Consider the following 20,452-nt stretch of genomic DNA (forward strand, 5'->3'; position numbering starts at 1 on the left):
CGTCGTCGTCGCTGCGCCCGCGTCAGGACGCTCGGTCGCGCTCCGCGGCGGTCCGCGTGCCGAAGGTCCGCCGGTAGGCGGCCGGCGTCGTGCCGAGCTCGCGGGCGAAGTGGTGCCGCATACCCGCCGCCCCCCCGAAGCCGGCGCGACGGCCGACCTCCTCGATCGCGAGGTCGGTGCGCTCGAGCAGCTCCTGGGCCCGCAGGAGGCGCTGCCGGGCGGTCCACGACGCCGGCGTCGTGCCCGTCGCGGCGCGGAACCGGCGCGCGAACGTGCGCTCGGACATCTGCGCCCGGCGTGCGAGGCCGGGCACCGTGATCTCCTCGTCGAGGTGCTGCTCCACCCAGGCGAGCAGCGGGGCGAGGTCGCCCTCGGGCGTCGGGACGGCGTGGTCGACGTACTGCGCCTGGCCGCCGTCGCGGTGCGGCGGGACCACCATGCGGCGCGCGATCGCGGCGGCGGCCGCCGCGCCGCGCTCCTGCCGCACGAGGTGCAGGCCGGCGTCGATCCCGGCCGCGGTCCCGGCGCTGGTGACCACCCTGCGGTCCTCGACGTACAGCACGGCCGGGTCCACCACCGCCGCGGGGTGCTCGCGCGCCAGCTGCGCCGCGTACATCCAGTGCGTGGTGCAGCGCCGCCCGTCGAGCAGGCCGGCGCGGGCGAGCGCGAACGCGCCGCTGCAGACGCTCAGCAGCCACGCGCCCCGGCGCTCCGCGGCACGCAGCACGTCGAGCACGTCCTCGTGCACCTCGCGGTCGGAGCCGTACGCGGGCACCACGACGAGGTCGGCGGCGGCCGCGGCGTCGAGGCCGTCGCGGATCACGAGGTCCATCCCGACCTTCGTGGGGACCACGCCGGGCACCGGGGTGCACAGCGTCAGGTCGAAGGCCGGGCCACCCGTGTCGCGGCGGTCGATGCCGAAGATCTCGCACACGACCCCGAGCTCGAACGGGGCGACCCCCGGCAGGACGACGGCTGCGACGGAGCGGAGCATGGCCGCAGCCTCCCACGGGTTGTGTCCGGAAGTCGACGAACTACGGCTCTTCTGCCACTCGTGGCGCGATTTCTTAGCTCGCAGACTTTCTGCCATGACCGCGCTGCTGCTCCTCGCCTCGACCCTCCTGCTCACGGCGCTCCTCGTCGCCGTCGTGCGCGCCGTCCGCCGCGACGGGTACGGCCACCGCCCGCCCCCGCGGTCGCGCGCGGCCGACCTCCTGGCGGCGTCGGACCGCTGGGCGCCGCGCCCCGGCTGAGCGGTCGACCCTCTGCCGCGCGTCGCGCGCCGACTGACGCGGCTCCTCGGCCAGACTGGCAGGCACCGACCTGACAGGAGGACAGAGGTGAACCCCGCCCGGCGCATCTGCGTGATCGGCGACGAGCTCGTCGCCGGCACCGGCGACCCCAAGGCCCTCGGCTGGGTGGGACGCGTCGCCGCGCGCACCCCCCTGGAGCCCCGCCCGCACGTCCTGACGCTCGCGGTCCCGTACGAGACGACCACCGCGCTGTCGGGCCGGTGGCAGGCGGAGACGGCGCCCCGCTTCGGCGCCCCGCCCGAGCAGGGTCAGCACCACCTCGTGATCGGCCTCGGCCACGCCGACCTGACGGCCGGCCTCTCGCTGGCGCGCAGCCGGCTGAACCTGGCGAACATCCTCGACGTGGCGGACTCCCAGCGCCTGGCCACGTTCGTCGTGGGGCCGCCGCCGAGCGCGCGGCTGGACGCCGACCGCCAGGCGGAGCTGTCGGCGGCCTTCGCCGACGTCGCGGCCCGGCGGCGGGTGCCCTACGTCGACACGTACACGCCCCTGGCCCGCCACGAGCAGTGGCTCGCCGACCTCGCCGCGTCGGACGGCACGATGCCGGGCCAGGCGGGCTACGGCCTCATGGCGTGGCTGGTCCTGCACACCGGGTGGCTCCGGTGGCTCGGCCTGCCCGAGGACGCCGTCTGAGGCACCGCCCTCAGCGCACGACCCCGGCGCCGCGGAGCTCGATCGTCAGGTCCTGCGGGTTGGTCGAGACCAGGCACGCGTCCTCGTAGGTCACCACCCCGTCCCGCACGAGGCGGAAGAGGTGCTGGTCGAACGTCTGCATCTGGTAGTACTCCCCCTCCTTGATCAGGTCGTGGAGGGGCGGGGCGTCGTACGGGTCGGCGATCGCGTCCGCCGTGCGTCCCGTGTTGACCAGGACCTCGACCACAGCGACGCGCCCCGTGCCGTCGGCCTTGCGCACGAGGCGCTGGGAGACGATCCCCCGCAGCGCCTGGGCGAGCGCGTGGCGCACCTGCTTCTGCTCGTGCGGCGGGAAGAAGTCGACGACGCGGTTGACGGTCTCCTGCGCGTCGATCGTGTGGAGGGTCGACATGACGAGGTGGCCGGTCTCGGCCGCCGACAGGGCCGCGCGCACCGTCTCGACGTCACGCATCTCCCCCACCAGGATGACGTCCGGGTCCTGACGCATCGCGGCGCGCAGCGCGACGGTGAAGTCGGCCGTGTCGAACCGGACCTCGCGCTGGGAGACGATCGCCTTCTTGTCGGGGTGCAGGATCTCGATCGGGTCCTCGATCGTGACGATGTTGCACTCCTTGACGGTGTTCACGAGGTCCACCATCGAGGCGAGCGTCGTCGTCTTGCCCGAGCCGGTCGGCCCCGTGACGAGCACCAGGCCGCGCGGCTCCAGCGCGAGCTCGCCCAGCACGGAGGGCAGCGCGAGCTCGGCGAGCGACTGGGCACCGAACGCCACCCGCCGGAAGACGAGGCCGAGCGTGCCGCGGGCCTGGTAGGCGTTGACGCGGAACCGGCCCACGCCGGGCAAGGAGAAGGCGAAGTCCGCCTCGTGCGACGTCGCGAAGGCGTCGACCATCTCCGGCGGGATCACCTCGGAGACCATGTGCGCGGTGTCCGCCGGGCGCAGGTCGCGTACCTGGAGACGCCGCAGGCGCCCGTCCACGCGCACGCGCGGGGCGGACCCGACCTTGCAGTGCAGGTCCGAGCCGTCGCTCGCGACCAGGGCGTGCAGGAGGGGGATGACGGACTCCGGCGCTTCACTCACCTGAGGTGGATCGGATCGCGGGCGCGCGAACTTGAGCCTCGCGTGGGTGTGGGACCATGGAGGCCGCCGGGAGCCCGTTCGGGTCCTGCGAATGACAGCAAGGAGCACGCGATGAGCAAGCGCGGACGCAAGCGCCGTTCCCGCAAGGGCAGCGCAGCCAACCACGGCAACCGCCCCAACGCCTGAGCCGTCGGCGGTGGGCGGCCCCGGCCCCCACCGCCCGGTTCAGCCGGCGCGCTACCCGCCCAGCGTGCGGGTCCGCAGCACGCTCAGCTGCTCCCGGATGCGCAGGTGCAGCTCCGGCGGCGCGCAGTCGGAGCAGGACCGCTTGACCAGGCGCTTGACGTGGTCCTCGATGTCGTACTGGGCCAGGCAAGGCTCGCAGTCCGCCAGGTGCGCGCGGATCTGGTCGCCCTCGGCCTCGCCGATCTCGGCGTCCAGGAACACGAAGAGCTTGCGCAGGGCCTCGGCGCAGTCCAGGCCGCCCGGCCCGACCGCCTGCCCCTCCTGAGTGGTCTCGTCCGTCACTGGGAGCCTCCCTCGGCGGCAGGGACGAGCCCGCGCTCGCGGGCGTAGTCGGTGAGGAGCTCGCGCAGCTGGCGGCGCCCCCGGTGCAGGCGGGACATCACGGTGCCGATCGGCGTGCCCATGATCTCCGCGATCTCCTTGTAGGAGAACCCCTCGACGTCGGCGAGGTACACGGCCATCCGGAAGTCCTCGCCGATCGCCCGGAGCGCGTCCTTGACGTCCGCGTCCGCGAGCGCGTCCAGCGCCTCGGCCTCCGCCGACCGCAGGCCGGCGGACGTGTGGGAGGCCGCCCGCGCGATCTGCCAGTCCTCGATGTCCTCGGTGGCGGACTTCTGCGGCTCGCGCTGCTTCTTGCGGTACGTGTTGATGAACGTGTTCGTCAGGATCCGGTACAGCCACGCCTTGAGGTTGGTCCCGGGCCGGTACTGGTGGAACGCCGCGAACGCCTTGAGGATCGTCTCCTGGACCAGGTCCTCGGCGTCGGTCGGGTTGCGCGTCATCCGCAGGGCGGCCGAGTAGAGCTGGTCGACATGGACCAGGGCTTCGGCCTCGAACCGCGCGGCGCGGGTGTCGGCATCCTCCTCCGGCGCGCGCTGGGTGTCCTCGCTCATCGTCACCGAGCCTAGTGCCAGCACGGGTCCTCGGCTCGGCGCCGACAGGCGCACGCCCACCCCGCGCGGCGGGGCCAGGAGGACGGTGCTCATGCCGTGCGCAACGCCGCGGTCGCGGGAGGCATTCCCGGCACGTTAGCGTGCGAGGGCTACGCCGAGCGCTAGGAGACGTCGATGATGGTCCGTCGGATCGCCAGGCCCCTGTTCGCCGCATGGTTCGTCTCGGAAGGGCTGGACGCGGCACGCCGACCGGACCCGCACGTCGCACGCACCACGGCCGCCTGGCAGAGCCTGGGCGGCGGGCGCCTGCCCGACCCTGTCGACGAGCACCGCCTGCGCCAGCTCGTGCGCGCGCACGGCGTGCTGATGGCGGTCGCGGCGTTCCTCCTGGCCGTCGGCCGGGCCCCGCGCACCTCCGGGCTGGTCCTCGCCGGCCTGACCGTGCCGCTCGCCGTCGTGAACCAGCCCTTCGGCCGGCCCGCACGCGTGGTCGCGACCGCGTCCGAGGCCGCCGAGGCGACGTCGGCGGGCCGCAAGCGGTTCGGGCGGCCGATCGGCGCGACGGGCGGCGTCGGGTCGTCCGTGCGACCGGGCGGCGCTGACCGGGCCGTGATCCGCGAGCGCTTCCTGCGCAACCTCACGATGATCGGCGGCGCCCTCCTGGCCGCCGCCGACACGCAGGGGCGCCCCGGGCTCGCCTGGCGCGTCGAGCAGGCCCGGGCGGCCCGCAGCGCCGTGCGCGAGGCCCGCCGCGCCGCCTGACGCCGGACGGCGCCAGCACCGGCGCCGCGCGCGCCGGTAGCCTCGGCAGCATGACGCCCGCGCCCGCGCCGCCCAGCACCGACCACGCCGTCGACGAGCTGTGGGCGGCGCCCACGGCGACCGGCCCGCTGGACGCGCTCGTCGACGTGCCGGGCTCGAAGTCGCTCATGAACCGCTACCTCGTGCTCGCCGCGCTCGCCGACGGGCCCGGCGTCCTGCGCGGGGCCCTCGCCTCGCGGGACACGCTGCTGATGGCGGCCGCGCTCGAGCAGCTGGGCGCCCGGGTCCAGCGCGACGGCACCGACTGGGCCGTGGAGCCCCTCGAGCTCGGCGCGCCCGCGCCGGCCCCCGGAGGCGAGCCGGTCGAGGTCGACTGCGGCCTCGCCGGGACGGTCATGCGCTTCCTGCCGCCGGTGGCCGCCCTGACCGGCCGGACCGTGCGGTTCGACGGCGACGCCGAGGCGCGGGTGCGCCCCATGGCGCCGGTGCTGGCGGCCCTGCGGGCGCTCGGCGCGCGGGTGGACGACGGTGCTCGCGGCACGCTGCCCTTCACCGTGACCGGTGGGCCGGCGGTGACCGGCGGCATGGTCGACGTCGACGCCAGCAGCTCGTCCCAGTTCGTCTCCGGGCTGCTGCTGGTGGGCGCGCTGCTCCCCCGCGGCCTGACCGTCCGGCACACCGGCCGGACGCTGCCGAGCCTGCCGCACATCCGGATGACGGTCGAGGTGCTGCGCGCGGCCGGCGTGGTCGTCGACGACTCCCGGCCCGACATCTGGCAGGTGCAGGCCGGGCCCGTCGCCGCCCGCGACGTCCGCGTGGAGCCGGACCTCTCCAACGCCGCGCCGTTCCTGTGCGCCGCCCTCGCCGTCGGCGGCACCGTCCGGGTGCCGGGCTGGCCCACGGACACGACGCAGCCGGGCGCGATGCTCCCCGAGCTCCTCACGGCAATGGGCGGCGCCGCGTCGCTGGACGGCGACGTGCTCACCGTGACCGGCACGGGCGAGGTCCGCGGCATCGACGTCGACCTGCACGCGGCGGGTGAGATCGCACCGACGATCGCGGCGCTGGCCACCCTCGCCGTCTCCCCCACGCGCCTGCGCGGGATCGCGCACGTCCGCAACCACGAGACCGACCGTCTCGCCGCGCTCGCCACCGAGATCGGCCGCCTCGGCGGTCAGGCCGAGCAGACGGCGGACGGGCTGGTCATCACGCCGCGTCCCCTCCACGGCGCGACCGTGCAGACGTACCGGGACCACCGCATGGCGACGGCCGCCGCCCTCATCGGGCTGCGGGTACCCGGCATCCGGGTGGTCGACGTCGCCACCACGCGCAAGACGCTGCCCGACTTCGTCGGCATGTGGACGGCGATGCTCGGCACCCCGCCCACCGGCACGACGGCGTGAGGCGCGCGTGACCCGCCGCTACGACGAGAGCGACGTCCGCACGCGGCCCAACCCGCGGGGCTCGCGCCCGCGGACCAAGCAGCGGCCGGACCACGACGACGCCGTGGAGGGCCTGGTCACGGGCGTGGACCGGGGCCGGTACCACCTGCTCGTCGCGCCGGGCGCGCCGGACGAGCGGGTCGTGCTCGCGATGAAGGCGCGCGAGCTCGGCCGCGAGCGCGTCGTGTGCGGCGACCGGGTGGACGTCGTCGGGGACACGAGCGGCGCGCCGGGCTCGCTCGCCCGCATCGTGCGCATCGGCGAGCGGTCGACCGTGCTGCGGCGCACCGCCGACGACACGGACCCGGTCGAGCGGGTCATCGTCGCGAACGCCTCCCAGCTCGTCATCGTCACGGCGCTGGCCGACCCCGAGCCGCGCACGCGCATGATCGACCGGTGCGTCGTCGCCGCCTACGACGCGGGGATGGACGCGCTGCTGTGCCTCACCAAGGCCGACCTGGCCGACCCCGAGCCGCTCGCCGCGCTCTACCGGCCCATCGGCGTCGACGTCGTCGTCACGGCGCGCTCCCACGGCGACGGGACCGTCGCCGCCGGGCACGAGGGCGCGCCCGGGGAGTGGACCGGGCTGGACGAGGTGCGGGCCAGGCTGGCCGGGCGCACCTCGGTGCTCGTGGGCCACTCGGGCGTCGGGAAGTCGACGCTCGTCAACGCGCTGGTGCCCGACGCGCGCCGGGCCACCGGCAGGGTCAACGACGTCACGGGGCGCGGGCGCCACACGTCGTCGTCCGCCGTCGCGCTGCGCCTGCCGGACCGCTCCGGCTGGGTGATCGACACCCCGGGCGTGCGGTCCTTCGGCCTCGCGCACGTCCAGCCGGACAGCCTCCTGGGCGCCTTCGCGGACCTGTCCGCCGTGGCCGCCGAGCGCTGCCCGCGGGGCTGCACGCACGCGGCGGACGCGCCGGACTGCGCGCTGGACGAGTGGGCCGCGCAGGCCGAGGGCGCCGAGCACGAGCAGCGCGCCGTCCGGGTCGACTCCATGCGGCGGCTCCTGGCGGCGCGCACGGGCGCCGACCCGGCCTGAGCCCCGGCGGGCGGGACGCCCGGTACGGTGCAGCCATGACGCGCTCGGGCTACGACGACGACCTCCGCCTCGCCCACGTGATCGCCGACCAGGTCGACGCCCTGACGATGTCGCGGTTCAAGGCGCAGGACCTGCAGGTCGACACGAAGCCCGACACGACCCCCGTGACCGACGCCGACCGGCGTGCCGAGGAGATCGTGCGCTCGCAGCTCGCCCGCACCCGACCGCGCGACGCCGTCGTCGGCGAGGAGATGGCGGACACCGGCCACGGCCCGCGGCGGTGGGTCATCGACCCCATCGACGGCACCAAGAACTTCGTGCGCGGCGTGCCGGTCTGGGCGACCCTCATCGCGCTCGTGGACCAGGGCGAGGTGGTGCTCGGCGTCGTCAGCGCGCCCGCGCTCGGCAAGCGCTGGTGGGCGGCGCTCGGCTCCGGCGCCTGGACCGGCAAGTCGCTGGCCGCCGCCAGCCGGCTGCACGTCTCGCAGGTCACGCGGCTCGAGGACGCGTCGCTGTCGTACTCGAGCCTGAGCGGCTGGGAGGACGAGGGACGGCTCGACGCGTTCCTCGACCTGACCCGGGCGGTGTGGCGCACGCGCGCCTACGGCGACTTCTGGTCGTACGTCCTGGTCGCCGAGGGCGCCGTGGACGTCGCGACCGAGCCCGAGCTCGCGCTGCACGACATGGCGGCGCTGGTGCCGATCGTCACGGAGGCCGGCGGCCGGTTCACGGACCTCGCGGGGACGCCCGGCCCGTTCGGCGGCTCCGCCGTCGTGACGAACGGCGCGCTCCACGATCAGGTGCTCGCCCGGCTCGACCGCACCGACGGCTGAGGCTCCCGCGACGCCGGGGACCCGCGGTCGCCGGGCACCCTCATCGCACTGGCACGCCGGTGCGCCGGTGCGCCGGTGCGAGGAGCGCTCAGCCCTTGACGCCCGCCGCGAGGCGCCCGAGCTCGCTGACGTCGTACCAGAGCAGGTCGCGCTCGGCCAGGCGCTCGGTCGCGTCGTCGTCGCCCGCGGCAGCCGCCACGACGTCGTCCTCGGCGGCGGCCTCGTCGACGTGCGCGCAGGCGACGTCGTCCCAGCCCACCGCGCTCGTCAGCCGGACCGCGCTGGGCGCGTGCGCCTCGTCGCCGTCCAGGGCGTCGACCACCGCGTCCGGGACGTCGGCGGCGACGACCACGCGGCGGCGGCCCGCGCGCGTGCTCGTGTCGAGCGCGTCGAGGCTGTCGTCGGCCGCCAGCAGCTGGGCCGCGTACTCGAGGCCCTCGTCGTCCTCGTCCGCCAGGGCGGCCCGCAGGGCGGGTGTCACGGCGTGGACCACGCGCGGCGCGAGCGGTCCCCGGGAGGCCAGCTCGGCCAGGCTCGACGGCAGGTAGATGCGCACGGGACCAGTGTGCCCTCAGCCGCTCGCCACCGGCGCCAGCACGCGCCCGACGTGCTCGGCGACGTGCCGGACCGCCCGCCGCACGGGCGACGACGGCGCGTGCTCGACGAGCGTGCGGCCCGCGAGCAGCGCCCCGTCGCAGGCGGCACGGTCCTCGGGGACCAGCAGCGCGTCCTCCACGCCGGCGTAGCGGTGCAGGGCGCCGCGGACGGCGTCGCCGGGCCGCGGGCCGCTCGCCGACGCGCGGAGCCGGTTGACCACGACGACGCGGCGCCCCGGCGCCACGCCCGCCTCGGCGAGATCCCCCAGGGCGCGGACGAGACGCTGGAGCCCGATCGGGTCGCCGCCGCCCACCACCACCACGACGTCGGCCTCCGCCAGCGCCGAGAGCGTGGCGGCGTTGCGCCGGGGCGCGCGCGTGTCGTAGCTCAGCGCCTCGTCCTGTTCGAGGGAGAACCCCGTGTCGACGACCGTCCACCGGGCGAGGTCGCGCGCCGCGCGCCACACCAGATCCAGGCTCGGGCCGGGCACCTCGGGCCAGCGCTCGGCCCGGCTGAGGCCCGTCAGCACGCGCAGCCCGGCGCCGACGGCGGGAGTCAGCGCCGCGAGGGCCGCCACGTCCAGCCGCCCGGTCGTCGCCGCGCGCGACGCCGCCGCGAGCCCGGGCGACTCGTCGAGCAGGCCCAGCGCCTGGGCGACCGTGCCGCCGTAGGTGTCCGCGTCGACCAGCAGGACGTCCCGGCCGTCCTGCGCGGCCGCGTCCGGGGCGCCGGCGAGCTCGGCGGCGAGCTCGGCGGCGAGCGTGACGGCGAGCGTGGTGCGTCCGGGCGCACCGGTGGGGCCCCACACGGCGACCAGGCGCCCGGGCGGGGCCGTTCCCCCGGCCGGCGCCCGCGGGGCGGGCTGGACGGGCTCCGCGCGGGCCTCGAGGCGCGCACCCAGGCGCGCGTCGCGCGCGGACGTGCGGTCGGGCGCGGCGAGCGCGGCCGAGATCGCCTGCGCGACGTCGCCACCGGCCGCCACGACGGCGTCGGCACCCAGGTGCGCGAGCCCCGCGTCGCGGTCCCCGGCGAGCACGACCACACGCGCGCCGGACCCGCGGAGATGGTCGACCGCCTCGCGGTCGAGCCCGGGCAGGTCGGCCGAGACGACGGCGACAGTGCCAAGCCCGGCGGCCGCGGCGCCGAGCAGCTCGGCGAGGTCGGCGCAGCGGCGCGTCACCTCGAACCGCCCGCGCGCCGCGGTCAGGTCGCGGACCACGACCGTCTCCGCCGGGCCGCGGACGGCGCACAGGACGCCGGTCGTCACGACGTCCCCAGGCCGGGCACGACGACGACGTGCAGGCTGCCCTCCGCCGCGGTCACCGCGAGGACCTCGGAGAGCCGGTCCACCGGGACCAGGACGTGCACGGTCGTCGTCGCACCGACGGAGAACGCGCCCTCGGGCTCGGCGACCTCCGCGACGGTGAGTCCGGCCGCGACCTCGTAGGGCTCGGTCGCCTCGCCGGCGCCCGAGGCGTCGAGGCCGTCCGCGGCCGCGGGGACGAACCACAGGTCCACGGCCGCCCCCGGCGCCAGGCCGGACGGGAGCCCCGCGGGCACGCCGACCGCCACCGGACGCAGCCCGAGGTCGTCCTCCTGCGCCAGCGCACCACGCGGCACGAGCTCCCCCTGCGCCACGGGCCGCTGCACCACCAGGTCGTCCGGCAGCGGCTCCCCCGCGCCGAGGTAGGCGCCGGCCGCCGCGTCGAGGCGGACGTCACGGACCACGAGCACGGAGGCGTCGAGCACCTGGCCCGGCACGAGCGCCTGCTGCGCCACGTAGACGGGTACGGTGCGGCCCGCGGCCCCCACCGCCCAGGCGCCGAGCGCGACGGACAGGGCGACGAGCACGAGCCCGAGCAGCAGCCGCGGGTCGCGCCACCCCGGTCGCCGCAGGCGCGTCGCCACGGGACGCGCGAGGACGGGACGCTCCGCGGTCAGTACCGCCTGGTCCGTGGGTTCCATCTGCCTGCCTCGTCGTCGGGGGCCGCCGCCGCGCGGCCGGCGTGGTGCGAATCATGCCGTTCCGCCCGCGTTCGTGGGGATTCTGCCCGGCGAACGGGCCCCGGCGTCACTCCTGTGGACGAACGGTCCCGGCGCGAGGCGCGTGGCACACTGCCGCCATGGCACCCCGGTTCCTCACGCTCGCCGACGTGAGGGAGATCCTGAACATCTCCGCGCCGCAGGCGTACTCGCTCGTCAAGTCCGGCGAGCTGCCCGCGATCCAGATCGGCGGCAGGGGCGTCTGGCGCGTCGAGGCGAGCGAGCTCGAGGCGTACATCGAGCGCATGTACGCGCAGTCCCGCGCGCGCACCGAGGGCGCGGCCGCGCACGACGGCGGTCCGTCGGCCTGAGACCCGGGCCGCGCCGAGCGCGGCACCCCGCCCCGCTCGTGTCGCGCCCGGCGGGTCGGCGTGCTACGCCGGACCATGGCCACGGACCGGACGCCGGCCCCCGACACGGCCCCGGCGCGTCCGGACGCCGAGGGCGGCGGCGAGTCGACCCGCACGGTGGTCCTCGCGCTGCTGTCGAACCTGCTCGTCGCGATCGCCAAGACGGTGGCCGCCGTCGTCACCGGGGCCGCGGCGATGCTCGCCGAGGCTGCCCACTCGTGGGCGGACACGGGCAACGAGGTGTTCCTCGTCATCGCGCAGCGCCGCGGCGCTCGCCCGGCGGACGCCTCGCACCCGTTCGGGTACGGCCGCGAGGTCTACGTCTGGTCGCTGTTCGCGGCCATCGGTCTCTTCGCCGTCGGGGCCGGCGTCTCGGTCACCCACGGCATCCACGAGCTGACGGACCCCGAGCCGGCGACGGACTTCGCCGTGGCCTACGTCGTCCTGGGGGTCGCCTTCGTGCTCGAGGGCGTGTCGTTCCTCCAGGCGTGGCGCCAGAGCCGCGCGGAGGCCGAGCGCCGCCGGCGCGGCCTGCTGGAGCAGGTCCTCGCGACCTCGGACCCGACCGTGCGCGCCGTGTTCTTCGAGGACGCGGCCGCGCTCGTCGGCCTGGTGCTGGCCGCCGTCGGCATCGTGGCCAACCAGGTCACGGGCTCCCCCGTGCCCGACGCCGTCGGCTCGATCCTCGTCGGCCTCCTGCTCGGCGCCGTGGCCGTCGTCCTCATCTGGCGGAACCTGCGCTCGCTCGTGGGCGAGACGGTGGACCCGGCGCTCCAGGCCGCCGCGCTGCGCATGCTCCTGGCGATGCCCCAGGTCGCGCGCGTCACGCAGCTCCGGCTGGAGGTCGTCGGCGCCCGGCGCGTCTTCCTCAGCGGCGCCGTGGACCTCGCGGGCGACCCGGACGAGACCACCGCCGCGCACCGGCTCGCCGAGGTCGAGGCGGCGCTGCGCGCCCGGCCGGGCGTCGTCGGCGTCGTGCTCTCGCTGGCCGAGCCCGAGGAGCCCTCCCTGGTGCCGCCCGACGCCGGTGGGGCCGCCGGCTGAGCCACGTCCGCTGGGGCGCCCCGGCGCCCGTCAGAGGCTGCTGACCACCTGGATCGAGCCGAACGGCACGAGGCGGACCTCGCCCGTGGGGCGCGGCCCGTCGGGGTGGACGAGGGCGACGCCGAGGTGGTCCGCCCCCACCTCGTCGATCCGCCCGGTGAGCGCTCCGCCGGTCGTGACGACCCGCACCACGCTGCGGTCGCGCGAGACGGCGCGCAGCGCGTGACCGAGTCCGAGGCGCCGGACGGCCGCCGACTCGGGAACCGCGCTCGCGCGCCCGACGCCGGACGCCGAGGTCACCGCCGACAGCGGCACCAGGTGCTCGTGCCCGGCGTCCGTGACCAGCGCCCACACCGGCCCGACGTCGGTCAGCCGGCCCCGCACGCGGTCGGAGGCGAGCCACAGGGTCACCACCTCGCCGAGACCGCCGCGCAGGCGGTCGGCCAGCGTGACCGCCCCGCGCTCGGCCCGCGTCAGCTCCGCGACCTCCGCCTGGAGGTCGGCCACCTCGGCCGCCGCGAGCTGCAGCTCCATGTCCGCGAACAGGGCGTCCCATCTCACCGGCCCACCGTAGGGCGTGAGGGTTCCGGCCGACGCGGCGGGGCTAGTTGTCCACAACGGCACCCGACCCCTGGACAGACCATTGCGCACCCAACATGCTTCAGATGCATCAAACGACATCAAACGCGATGAACGGTGGCGAGATGACCTCACGGTGGCGGTTCGGCGCGGGGCTGGTGCGCTCGGGCGCGGCCTGCGCGGCCGCGGCGGGCGGCGCCGCCCTGCTCGCGACGCTGGCCGTCGACCGTGCCGCGCAGACGAACCTCGCCACGCCGGGCGGGGTGGAGGCCGGCGTCCTGGTCGTCGTCCTGGCCGGCGGGGCGCTCGCCGCGGCGGTGCTCGCGCTCGGGTGCGGCCTGCTCGTCGTCTCGCTCGCCTCGCAGGCGCTCGGCCGCCGCGCGGCCACGGTCGAGCGCCTCGGCTCCCGGCTGACGCCCGCGATCCTCCGGCGGGTGCTCGCGGTCGGCGTGGGCGGCGTCCTGGTCGCCACGCCGGCCGCGGCGGCGACGGGCGGGCCGTCCGATCCCGGGACCGACCTCGGCTGGACCGTCACGACCTCGGTCGCCGAGCCGGCGCCGGCACCGGGCTCGTCGCCGATCGCGTCCGCCCCGACCGGCGCGGCGCCCGTGCCTGCCGCGGCGGCGCCCCTGACCGCCGCCGCCCTTGTGCCGGCGGCGCCGGAGCCGAGCGCGGTCGCGGCGCCCGTCCACGTCGTGGCGCCCGGGGACACGCTCTGGGCGATCGCACGGGACCACCTGCCCGCGGGGTCGTCCGCCGCCGACGTCGCCGCCGCCTGGCCGGCCTGGCACGCCGCGAACACGGACGTCGTCGGCACCGACCCCGACCTGATCCACCCGGGCCAGCACCTGCGGGCGCCGGCCGGGCCGACCACCACCCACGAGGAGCAGCCATGAGCGCCACAGCCCTGACACGCCCCGCCCGCCCCGCCCGGCCGCCGCACCGCGGCGGCGGAGGCCTGCGGCTGCTGCTGCCGCCCTCCCCCGAGCCCGCCCCGCAGGCCGCCGCACGAGCCGCCGAGGCCGTCGCGCCGCTGCTGCGGTGCGTGACGTCGCCCGTCACGGAGTCGCTGTGGCCCGTCGCTGCCCCGGCGCCGGTCGAGGCCTCGCCGTCCGACCCCGCGCGGTTGTGCGGCGCGGTCGTCCTGGCGGCCGTCGAGTCGCTCGCCGGCGGCCGGCCCGTGCTCCAGCTCGCGCGCTGGGTCAGCCCCGCGGTCTTCGAGCAGCTCAGCCGGCGCTGCCCCGCCGCCGTCGCACCGCCCGCCCGGCGCCCCACCGTGCGCAGCACCGTGGTCTCGCGCGTGAGCCGGACGGTCGCCGAGGCGAGCGTGGTCGTGCACGACGGCACCCGGGTCCGCGCCGCGGCGGTCCGCATGGAGCTGCGCCGCGGCGCGTGGCGCGCGACGGTGCTCCAGATCGGCTGAGCCGCCCGACCCGGCACACGGGTCGAGCGGCTCAGCTCAGGCGACGCGGGTCAGGCGACCTCGTTCTTCCCGTGGCAGGCCTTGTACTTCTTGCCGGACCCGCACGGGCACTGCCCGTTGCGCGGCGTGCCGGGGTACGTCTGGCCGTCCTTCTCGCTCGGCCCCGCCTCGGCCGTCACCACCGCGGTGGCGTCGCCGTCCACGCTGGGCGCGGAGTACTGCAGCGGGACCCGGCGCTCCGGGCCGTCGAGGCCCTTGGCGATCAGCGTCTGAGCCGGCGACGAGGTCGCGCCGGCGGCCGCCCTGGTCCGGCGACGCGCGGCGGGGACCGGGGCGTCGTCGCCGGGGACGTCGTCCTGCGGCACATCGTCCTGCGGCACGCCGTCGGCCGCCGCGCTGTCCTGCACCTCGAGCGGGGCGTCGCCGGTGGCCGGCGCCGCGGCGGCCGCACCCACGAGCTGCGGGCCGCCGGGCTGGGCGCCCACGCTCGCGGCCGGGTCGGCGACCTTGACCTCGAGGTTGTACAGGTAGGTGACCGACTCCTCCTTGATGCCCTCGGTCATCGCGTTGAAGAGCTGGAAGCCCTCGCGCTGGTACTCGACCAGCGGGTCGCGCTGCGCCATCGCCCGCAGGCCGATGCCGTCCTTGAGGTAGTCCATCTCGTAGAGGTGCTCGCGCCACTTGCGGTCGAGCACCGAGAGCACGACGCGCCGCTCGAGCTGGCGCATGTTCGCCGAGCCGAGCTGCTCCTCGCGCTGCTCGTACGCGTGCCGCGCGTCGGACAGCAGCTCCTCGAGCAGCAGGTCGCGCGTGAGCCGCGTGGCACCACCGGCCTCCTCGACGACCTCCTCGGACGTGATCGAGACGGGGAACACGACCCTGAGCGCGGTCCACAGCGCCTCGAGGTCCCACGACTCGGGCGTGCCCTCGGCCGTCGCCCCGTCGACGTACGCGGTCACGACGTCCGTCACGAAGTGCTGGATCTGGTCCTGCATGTCCTCGCCCTGCAGGACGCGGCGACGCTCGTCGTAGATGACCGTGCGCTGGCGCGAGAGGACGTCGTCGTACTTCAGGACGTTCTTGCGGATCTCGAAGTTGCGCGCCTCGACCTGCGCCTGGGCGCTCTGGATGCCGCGGGAGACCATCTTCGACTCGAGCGGCATGTCGTCGGGGAAGCCGGCGCGGTTCATCATCGACTCGGCCAGGCCGGCGTTGAACAGCCGCATGAGGTCGTCGGTCATCGAGAGGTAGAACCGGGACTCGCCCGGGTCGCCCTGGCGGCCGGATCGCCCGCGCAGCTGGTTGTCGATGCGCCGCGACTCGTGACGCTCGGTACCCAGCACGTACAGCCCGCCGAGCTCGACGACCTCCTCGTGCTCCGCCGCGACGGCGGAGGTGGCGGCCTCGAGGGCCGCGGGCCACGCGGCCTCGTACTCCTCCGGCTGGTCCGCGGGATTCAGGCCCTTCTCGGCGAGCGCCGCGACGGCCATGAACTCGGCGTTGCCGCCGAGCATGATGTCGGTGCCGCGGCCGGCCATGTTCGTCGCGACGGTGACGGCGCCCTTGCGGCCCGCCTGGGCGACGATCGCGGCCTCGCGCGCGTGCTGCTTGGCGTTGAGGACCTCGTGGGGGACGCCCTGCTTGCGCAGGAGCCGCGAGAGGAGCTCGCTCTTCTCGACGCTCGTCGTACCGACGAGCACGGGCTGGCCCGCGGCGTGGCGCTCGACGATGTCGTCGACGACGGCCTTGAACTTGCCCTCCTCGTTCTTGTAGACGAGGTCGGGCTGGTCGACGCGCTGCATCGGCCGGTTCGTCGGGATGGGCACCACCCCGAGCTTGTACGTGCTCTGGAACTCCGCCGCCTCGGTCTGGGCGGTGCCGGTCATGCCGGAGAGCTTGTCGTACAGGCGGAAGTAGTTCTGGAGCGTGATCGTGGCGAGCGTCTGGTTCTCGGCCTTGATCGCCACGCCCTCCTTGGCCTCGATGGCCTGGTGCATGCCCTCGTTGTAGCGACGGCCGGGCAGCATGCGTCCGGTGTGCTCGTCGACGATGAGGACCTCGCCGTTCATGACGACGTAGTCCTTGTCCTTCTTGAAGAGCTCCTTGGCCTTGAGGGCGTTGTTGAGGAACCCGATGAGCGGCGTGTTGAGCGACTCGTAGAGGTTCTCGATCCCCAGGTAGTCCTCGACCTTGGCGATGCCCGGCTCGAGGACGCCCACGGTGCGCTTCTTCTCGTCGACCTCGTAGTCGACGTCCGCCGTCAGGCGCCGCGCGACCTTGGCGAACTCGCCGTACCACTTGTTCGAGTCGCCCGAGGCGGGCCCGGAGATGATGAGCGGCGTGCGCGCCTCGTCCACGAGGATCGAGTCGACCTCGTCGACGATCGCGAAGTGGTGGCCGCGCTGGACGAGCTCCTCCGGCTTCCACGCCATGTTGTCGCGCAGGTAGTCGAAGCCGAACTCGTTGTTCGTGCCGTACGTGATGTCCGCCGCGTACTGCTCGCGCCGCTCGGCCGGCTTCTGGCCCGCGATGATGCAGCCCGTCGTCAGGCCCAGGAACCGGAACACGCGGCCCATGAGGTCGCTCTGGTAGCTCGCGAGGTAGTCGTTGACCGTGACGACGTGGACGCCCTTGCCGGTCAGCGCGTTGAGGTACGCCGGCAGCGTCGCGACGAGGGTCTTGCCCTCACCGGTCTTCATCTCGGCGATGTTGCCGAGGTGCAGCGCCGCCCCACCCATGAGCTGGACGTCGTAGGGCCGGTGGCCGAGCGTCCGCTTCGCGGCCTCGCGCACCGCGGCGAACGCCTCGGGCAGCAGGTCGTCGAGCGTCTCGCCGTCGGCCAGGCGCGCCTTGAAGCGGTCGGTCTCCTCGCGCAGCTCGGCGTCGCTGAGGGCGCTGAAGCTGTCCTCGAGGGCGTTGACCTGGTCGGCGAGGCCGCTCAGCCGCTTGACGATCCGGCCTTCGCCCATCCGCAGGACCTTGTCGAGGATCGACGGCACGCGTTGCTCCAGACTTCTCAGAGACCCGTGCCGGGCGGCGACGAGCCGATGGTCGAGACAGACCGACGTCCATCGTAGGCGAGGGCGGCGCCTCGCCGGGCACGACGCCACCCGGTGAGCGTGGCGGGCCGTCCCGGGACCGGTCGCGGCCGGCTCACGCGAGCGCCCGCAGCGCCCCCGCGAGGTCCCCCGGCGCGCCCTCGGGGACCCGCACGGCGTCCAGCCCCAGCCAGGCCGCGAGCGCCCGCAGCTCCGTCGCGAGCTCCGTGGCGGTCTGCGGCGGCGCGCCCGGCTCGAGGTGCGCGGCCTGCACCAGCAGAGTGCCGCGGGCGCGGTCGGCCTTGAGGTCGACGCGGGCCGCGAAGCGGTCGTCGAGCAGGAAGGGCAGCACGTAGTAGCCGTGCACCCGCTGGGCCGCGGGGACGTAGATCTCGATCCGGTACCGCATGCCGAACAGCTCCTCGAGCCGTCGTCGCTCGAAGACCAGGGGGTCGAAGGGGCTCAGCAGCGCACGCCCGGTCGCCCGGCGGGGCAGCTCCGCGTCCCGGTGCAGGTAGGTCGGCCGGTCCCAGCCGTCGACCCGCACGGGCACGAGGACGCCCTCCTCCACGAGCTCGGCGACCCCGGCGCGCACCGCCTCCGGCCGCCGGATGCGGAAGTAGTCGGCGAAGCAGCGGGCCGTGCCGATGCCGTGCGCCCTGGCCCCGATCGCGAGCAGCTCGCGCACGGCGTCGGCCTCGTCCGGCTCGGGGCTCGCGAGCACCGCCGGCGGCAGGACGCGCTCCGTGAAGTCGTAGCACCGCTCGAAGGCGGCGTTGCGGCGCGCGGAGGTGATCTCCCCGGTGAAGAAGAGGAACTCCAGCACCCGCTTGGCCACGGTCCAGTTCCAGCCCCACTCCGTGCGCGCCACCGCGACGCCCGAGGCGTGGAGCTCGTGGACCTCGCGCGCCGTGACCGGCCCCCGCTCGCGGACGAGGGCGCGGATCTCCTCGACCACGCCGGAGTGGCGCAGCGGCACCTCCTGGATGGTCCCCCAGGCCTGGTTCAGGTAGCCCCGTTGGCGCCAGCCGTGCAGGCGGTAGGTCGTCGGGGGCACGAACGAGGCCTCGTGCGCCCAGCACTCGACGAGGCGGCGCGGCGGCCGGGACGAGGCCCGGTCCAGGAGGCCGACGTCGTACGCGCCCAGCCGGGAGAACGCGGGCATCAGGTGCGCGCGCGCGACCACGTTGACCGAGTCGATCTGCAGCAGGCCGAGCCGGTCGACGACGCCCTGGAAGGCCCGCATCGTCACGGGAGAGCCGGGCTCGGGCCGACGTCGGTCGAGACCCTGCGCGCGCAGGGCGACCCGACGCGCCTGGGCGAGCGTGAGCCGTTCCGGACGTGCGACGGGGCGCGAGGTGGGCATGGTGGCCATCCTCGCGCCCCGCACCGACACGCCGGCGTCGACGCGCTAGACGGCCTGGACCGCCGGGGCGTTCACGGGGGCGTCGAGCCGGATGACGCCGTAGCTCCACCCCCGGCGCCGGTAGGCGACGGACGGCAGGGCCGTCTCGGCGTCGATGAACAGGTAGAAGTCGTGACCCACCATCTCCATCTCGTAGAGGGCGTCGTCGAGGGTCATCGGCTCGGCCTGGTGCAGCTTCTCCCGGATGACGACGGGCGAGTCGCCCCACGTCGTCTCGACGACCTCGCCGGGCGCGGGAGCCGGCTGCTCCGGCTCCTCGACGGGCGGCTCCTCCTCGATCGGGCGCACGTCGACCGGCACCGCCGGGACGGACTTGTGGTGGTCCTTGCGCCGGTCACGTGCCCTGCGCAGCCGCTCCATGAGCTTGGTGGTCGCCGCGTCCAGCGCCGCATAGGGGTCGTCCGCGCACGCCTCGGCACGGATGACGGGCCCCTTGCCGAGCACCGTGAGCTCCACCCGCTCGGCCACCTCGGCCTGGCGCGGGTTCTTCTCGTGGGTGACCTCGACGTCCACGCGCATCGCACGCGGGGCCAGCTGGGTGATCTTGGCCAGCTTGTCCTCGACGTGGCGGCGGAAACGCTCGGGCACCTCGGTGTGGCGACCGACGACGACGATCTCCATGGTGAACCTCCTGGAAACGGGGCGGTGCGTGCACCGCCCGGCGGACTGCGGGGGACGCCCTCATCGGGCGGACGGCGCGCACCACCTCCCTCGTGCTCCGGCGGGCGTGGCAGGGGGCCACGTCCGCCCTCGGCGAGCGCACCACCCCGGTGGGTGGGCCTGCGCGCCGGGCGGGAACGGCTCCATGTACTGACGTTAGTCCTCCTGTGACCAGGACGTGAACCGACGGAGGTCCCGGTGCGCGGGCCCGCGGCGTCCTGGTACGGATCGTCCCGAGATGCCCCGTCAGGAGGTCGCCGCGGGCGTCGAGGCCACCGCGGCACCGGCCCCGCGGGGCGGCGGCGTGGCGGCGAGGACCAGCGCTCCCACGACGAGCGCACCCGCCGTCGTCAGCGCGTCCGCGCACGCGCGCAGCGTCGCCCCGGTCGTCACGACGTCGTCGACGAGCAGGACCCAGGCCGGCCCGCCGGCGTGACGCTCGAGCGCGCCGGGGCGCACGCGCACCGCCCCGGCCGTGTTGGCGCGGCGCGCCCGCGCGCCCAGGCCTACCTGGTCGCGCCGCCGGGCGCGGGTCAGCACGCCGCCGACGGCGGCCGCCGCACCGCCCGAGCGCAGCCCTCGCGCCGCCCCGTGGGCCAGGCCGTCGACGAGGTCGGCCCCGCGCCGGCGTCGCGCCGCCGCCGTGGTCGGCGCCGGCACGACGAGGAGCGGTGCGCCGCGCGTCGCGGCGCGGAGCTCGGGGGCCAGACGGGTCCCCGCGTCCGCGAGCGCGCCGCGGAGCACCGGCGACAGGTCCGCGCGCCCGCGGTCCTTCCACGCCACCACCAGGCCGCGCACCGGCCCGGCGTACGACGCGAGGCACCAGACCGGCGTCGGCGGGCTGCCGTCCGCCCGGTCGAGCCGGGGCACCGCGTCCTCGCAGCGCACCGGCGGGCCGGCCACCGTCGCCGCGCACGTGCGGCACAGGGGCACGTCCCAGGTCCCGCACCCCGGGCACTCCACCGGCAGCACCCACCGCACGAGGTCGCGGGCGACCGGACCCAGGCGCGCGAGCGTGTCCACGCCCGC

At 75.9% G+C, this 20,452-nt stretch carries 23 protein-coding genes; 11 read left to right on the forward strand and 12 right to left on the reverse strand.

Translation table 11 applies throughout. The features are described 5' to 3' along the window. Positions 1-22: 22 nt before the first annotated feature. Positions 23-994 (reverse strand): GlxA family transcriptional regulator, encoded by a 972-nt coding sequence (locus H2O74_RS11445; RefSeq protein ID WP_182111701.1) that lies wholly within the window; start codon positions 992-994, stop codon positions 23-25. Between the two features lie 94 nt (positions 995-1,088). On the opposite strand from H2O74_RS11445, the gene H2O74_RS11450 reads away from it, so the two are divergent. Together H2O74_RS11450 and H2O74_RS11455 are read left to right on the forward strand one after the other, a co-directional pair. Continuing rightward, complete coding sequence (locus H2O74_RS11450; RefSeq protein WP_182111702.1) at positions 1,089-1,253, forward strand: hypothetical protein; 165 nt, start codon at positions 1,089-1,091, stop codon at positions 1,251-1,253. Between the two features lie 87 nt (positions 1,254-1,340). Beyond that, on the forward strand, positions 1,341-1,946 hold the full coding sequence (locus H2O74_RS11455) for a GDSL-type esterase/lipase family protein (RefSeq protein WP_182111703.1): 606 nt from the start codon (positions 1,341-1,343) through the stop codon (positions 1,944-1,946). 10 nt (positions 1,947-1,956) lie between these two features. On the opposite strand, the gene H2O74_RS11460 is transcribed toward H2O74_RS11455, so the two are convergent. Further along, positions 1,957-3,045, reverse strand: a complete 1,089-nt coding sequence (locus H2O74_RS11460; protein WP_182111704.1) for a type IV pilus twitching motility protein PilT — start codon at positions 3,043-3,045, stop codon at positions 1,957-1,959. 111 nt (positions 3,046-3,156) lie between these two features. Between H2O74_RS11460 and H2O74_RS16925 the strand changes: the two genes are divergently transcribed. Further along, on the forward strand, positions 3,157-3,231 hold the full coding sequence (locus H2O74_RS16925) for a 50S ribosomal protein bL37 (RefSeq protein WP_155859599.1): 75 nt from the start codon (positions 3,157-3,159) through the stop codon (positions 3,229-3,231). Positions 3,232-3,282: 51 nt separating this feature from the next. Here H2O74_RS16925 and rsrA read toward each other — a convergent pair whose 3' ends face one another. Further along, on the reverse strand, positions 3,283-3,573 hold the full coding sequence (rsrA, locus tag H2O74_RS11465; protein ID WP_255491584.1) for a mycothiol system anti-sigma-R factor: 291 nt from the start codon (positions 3,571-3,573) through the stop codon (positions 3,283-3,285). Then, positions 3,570-4,277 carry a sigma-70 family RNA polymerase sigma factor gene (locus tag H2O74_RS11470; RefSeq protein ID WP_309232730.1) on the reverse strand — a complete coding sequence of 236 codons (708 nt, stop codon included), beginning with the start codon at positions 4,275-4,277 and terminating at the stop codon, positions 3,570-3,572. Before H2O74_RS11470 ends, rsrA begins: the two co-directional genes overlap by 4 nt. A gap of 81 nt (positions 4,278-4,358) precedes the next feature. Here H2O74_RS11470 and H2O74_RS11475 point away from each other — a divergent pair, with 81 nt between their 5' ends. The 4 genes from H2O74_RS11475 to hisN are packed head-to-tail and all read left to right on the forward strand — an operon-like array spanning position 4,359 to position 8,263. Then, positions 4,359-4,946, forward strand: coding sequence for a DoxX family membrane protein (locus tag H2O74_RS11475; RefSeq protein ID WP_182111706.1), 588 nt, complete (start codon positions 4,359-4,361; stop codon positions 4,944-4,946). 50 nt (positions 4,947-4,996) lie between these two features. After that, a complete protein-coding gene (aroA, locus tag H2O74_RS11480) occupies positions 4,997-6,349 on the forward strand; it encodes a 3-phosphoshikimate 1-carboxyvinyltransferase (protein WP_182111707.1) in 1,353 nt (450 codons plus the stop codon). Between the two features lie 7 nt (positions 6,350-6,356). Then, positions 6,357-7,430, forward strand: coding sequence for a ribosome small subunit-dependent GTPase A (rsgA, locus tag H2O74_RS11485; protein ID WP_182111708.1), 1,074 nt, complete (start codon positions 6,357-6,359; stop codon positions 7,428-7,430). Positions 7,431-7,465: 35 nt separating this feature from the next. After that, the gene (hisN, locus tag H2O74_RS11490; RefSeq protein ID WP_182111709.1) at positions 7,466-8,263 is read left to right on the forward strand and encodes a histidinol-phosphatase; all 798 of its coding nucleotides are present in this window, start codon (positions 7,466-7,468) and stop codon (positions 8,261-8,263) included. An 88-nt stretch (positions 8,264-8,351) separates the two neighbouring features. On the opposite strand, the gene H2O74_RS11495 is transcribed toward hisN, so the two are convergent. From H2O74_RS11495 to H2O74_RS11505, 3 genes are read right to left on the reverse strand one after another with little or no spacing between them, the layout of a single operon-like run. Beyond that, positions 8,352-8,819 carry a hypothetical protein gene (locus H2O74_RS11495; RefSeq protein ID WP_182111710.1) on the reverse strand — a complete coding sequence of 156 codons (468 nt, stop codon included), beginning with the start codon at positions 8,817-8,819 and terminating at the stop codon, positions 8,352-8,354. Between the two features lie 15 nt (positions 8,820-8,834). Beyond that, positions 8,835-10,127: a hypothetical protein gene (locus H2O74_RS11500; RefSeq protein WP_182111711.1), complete on the reverse strand. Its 1,293-nt coding sequence runs from the start codon at positions 10,125-10,127 to the stop codon at positions 8,835-8,837. Further along, on the reverse strand, positions 10,124-10,825 hold the full coding sequence (locus H2O74_RS11505; RefSeq protein WP_182111712.1) for a hypothetical protein: 702 nt from the start codon (positions 10,823-10,825) through the stop codon (positions 10,124-10,126). Before H2O74_RS11505 ends, H2O74_RS11500 begins: the two co-directional genes overlap by 4 nt. 158 nt (positions 10,826-10,983) lie before the next feature. Here H2O74_RS11505 and H2O74_RS11510 point away from each other — a divergent pair, with 158 nt between their 5' ends. Then, a complete protein-coding gene (locus tag H2O74_RS11510) occupies positions 10,984-11,214 on the forward strand; it encodes a helix-turn-helix domain-containing protein (RefSeq protein WP_182111713.1) in 231 nt (76 codons plus the stop codon). Positions 11,215-11,289: 75 nt separating this feature from the next. Continuing rightward, on the forward strand, positions 11,290-12,297 hold the full coding sequence (locus tag H2O74_RS11515; protein WP_182111714.1) for a cation diffusion facilitator family transporter: 1,008 nt from the start codon (positions 11,290-11,292) through the stop codon (positions 12,295-12,297). 30 nt (positions 12,298-12,327) lie between these two features. On the opposite strand, the gene H2O74_RS11520 is transcribed toward H2O74_RS11515, so the two are convergent. Continuing rightward, a complete protein-coding gene (locus H2O74_RS11520) occupies positions 12,328-12,858 on the reverse strand; it encodes a hypothetical protein (RefSeq protein WP_182111715.1) in 531 nt (176 codons plus the stop codon). A 143-nt stretch (positions 12,859-13,001) separates the two neighbouring features. Between H2O74_RS11520 and H2O74_RS11525 the strand changes: the two genes are divergently transcribed. Together H2O74_RS11525 and H2O74_RS11530 are read left to right on the forward strand one after the other, a co-directional pair. Continuing rightward, a complete protein-coding gene (locus tag H2O74_RS11525; protein WP_182111716.1) occupies positions 13,002-13,772 on the forward strand; it encodes a LysM peptidoglycan-binding domain-containing protein in 771 nt (256 codons plus the stop codon). Continuing rightward, complete coding sequence (locus H2O74_RS11530; protein ID WP_182111717.1) at positions 13,769-14,299, forward strand: Rv3235 family protein; 531 nt, start codon at positions 13,769-13,771, stop codon at positions 14,297-14,299. The genes H2O74_RS11525 and H2O74_RS11530 overlap by 4 nt, the downstream gene beginning before the upstream one ends. 50 nt (positions 14,300-14,349) lie before the next feature. Here the strand turns inward: H2O74_RS11530 and secA are convergent, their stop codons facing one another. The 4 genes from secA to H2O74_RS11550 all read right to left on the reverse strand — a co-directional run bounded on the left by secA (position 14,350) and on the right by H2O74_RS11550 (position 20,446). Further along, on the reverse strand, positions 14,350-17,298 hold the full coding sequence (gene secA, locus H2O74_RS11535; protein ID WP_182111718.1) for a preprotein translocase subunit SecA: 2,949 nt from the start codon (positions 17,296-17,298) through the stop codon (positions 14,350-14,352). Positions 17,299-17,452: 154 nt separating this feature from the next. After that, entirely contained in the window at positions 17,453-18,703 is a 1,251-nt protein-coding gene (locus H2O74_RS11540) for a winged helix-turn-helix domain-containing protein (protein ID WP_182111719.1), read from the reverse strand. A 45-nt stretch (positions 18,704-18,748) separates the two neighbouring features. Then, positions 18,749-19,384 carry a ribosome hibernation-promoting factor, HPF/YfiA family gene (hpf, locus tag H2O74_RS11545; protein WP_182111720.1) on the reverse strand — a complete coding sequence of 212 codons (636 nt, stop codon included), beginning with the start codon at positions 19,382-19,384 and terminating at the stop codon, positions 18,749-18,751. A 285-nt stretch (positions 19,385-19,669) separates the two neighbouring features. Continuing rightward, on the reverse strand, positions 19,670-20,446 hold the full coding sequence (locus tag H2O74_RS11550; RefSeq protein ID WP_255491586.1) for a ComF family protein: 777 nt from the start codon (positions 20,444-20,446) through the stop codon (positions 19,670-19,672). Positions 20,447-20,452 lie beyond the last annotated feature (6 nt).

Source organism: Actinotalea sp. JY-7876 (genome assembly GCF_014042015.1).
Taxonomy (GTDB): domain Bacteria; phylum Actinomycetota; class Actinomycetes; order Actinomycetales; family Cellulomonadaceae; genus Actinotalea.

Bases quoted from the DNA above. Each gene is read 5' to 3' on its own strand.
- H2O74_RS11445 (WP_182111701.1), bottom strand. From the start codon at position 994: ATGCTCCGCTCCGTCGCAGCCGTCGTCCTGCCGGGGGTCGCCCCGTTC.
- H2O74_RS11510 (WP_182111713.1), top strand. From the start codon at position 10,984: ATGGCACCCCGGTTCCTCACGCTCGCCGACGTGAGGGAGATCCTGAAC.
- H2O74_RS11470 (WP_309232730.1), bottom strand. From the start codon at position 4,277: ATGAGCACCGTCCTCCTGGCCCCGCCGCGCGGGGTGGGCGTGCGCCTG.
- H2O74_RS11525 (WP_182111716.1), top strand. From the start codon at position 13,002: ATGACCTCACGGTGGCGGTTCGGCGCGGGGCTGGTGCGCTCGGGCGCG.
- hisN (WP_182111709.1), top strand. From the start codon at position 7,466: ATGACGCGCTCGGGCTACGACGACGACCTCCGCCTCGCCCACGTGATC.
- H2O74_RS11515 (WP_182111714.1), top strand. From the start codon at position 11,290: ATGGCCACGGACCGGACGCCGGCCCCCGACACGGCCCCGGCGCGTCCG.
- hpf (WP_182111720.1), bottom strand. From the start codon at position 19,384: ATGGAGATCGTCGTCGTCGGTCGCCACACCGAGGTGCCCGAGCGTTTC.
- aroA (WP_182111707.1), top strand. From the start codon at position 4,997: ATGACGCCCGCGCCCGCGCCGCCCAGCACCGACCACGCCGTCGACGAG.
- H2O74_RS11540 (WP_182111719.1), bottom strand. From the start codon at position 18,703: ATGCCCACCTCGCGCCCCGTCGCACGTCCGGAACGGCTCACGCTCGCC.
- H2O74_RS11450 (WP_182111702.1), top strand. From the start codon at position 1,089: ATGACCGCGCTGCTGCTCCTCGCCTCGACCCTCCTGCTCACGGCGCTC.
- H2O74_RS11475 (WP_182111706.1), top strand. From the start codon at position 4,359: ATGATGGTCCGTCGGATCGCCAGGCCCCTGTTCGCCGCATGGTTCGTC.
- H2O74_RS11530 (WP_182111717.1), top strand. From the start codon at position 13,769: ATGAGCGCCACAGCCCTGACACGCCCCGCCCGCCCCGCCCGGCCGCCG.
- H2O74_RS11505 (WP_182111712.1), bottom strand. From the start codon at position 10,825: ATGGAACCCACGGACCAGGCGGTACTGACCGCGGAGCGTCCCGTCCTC.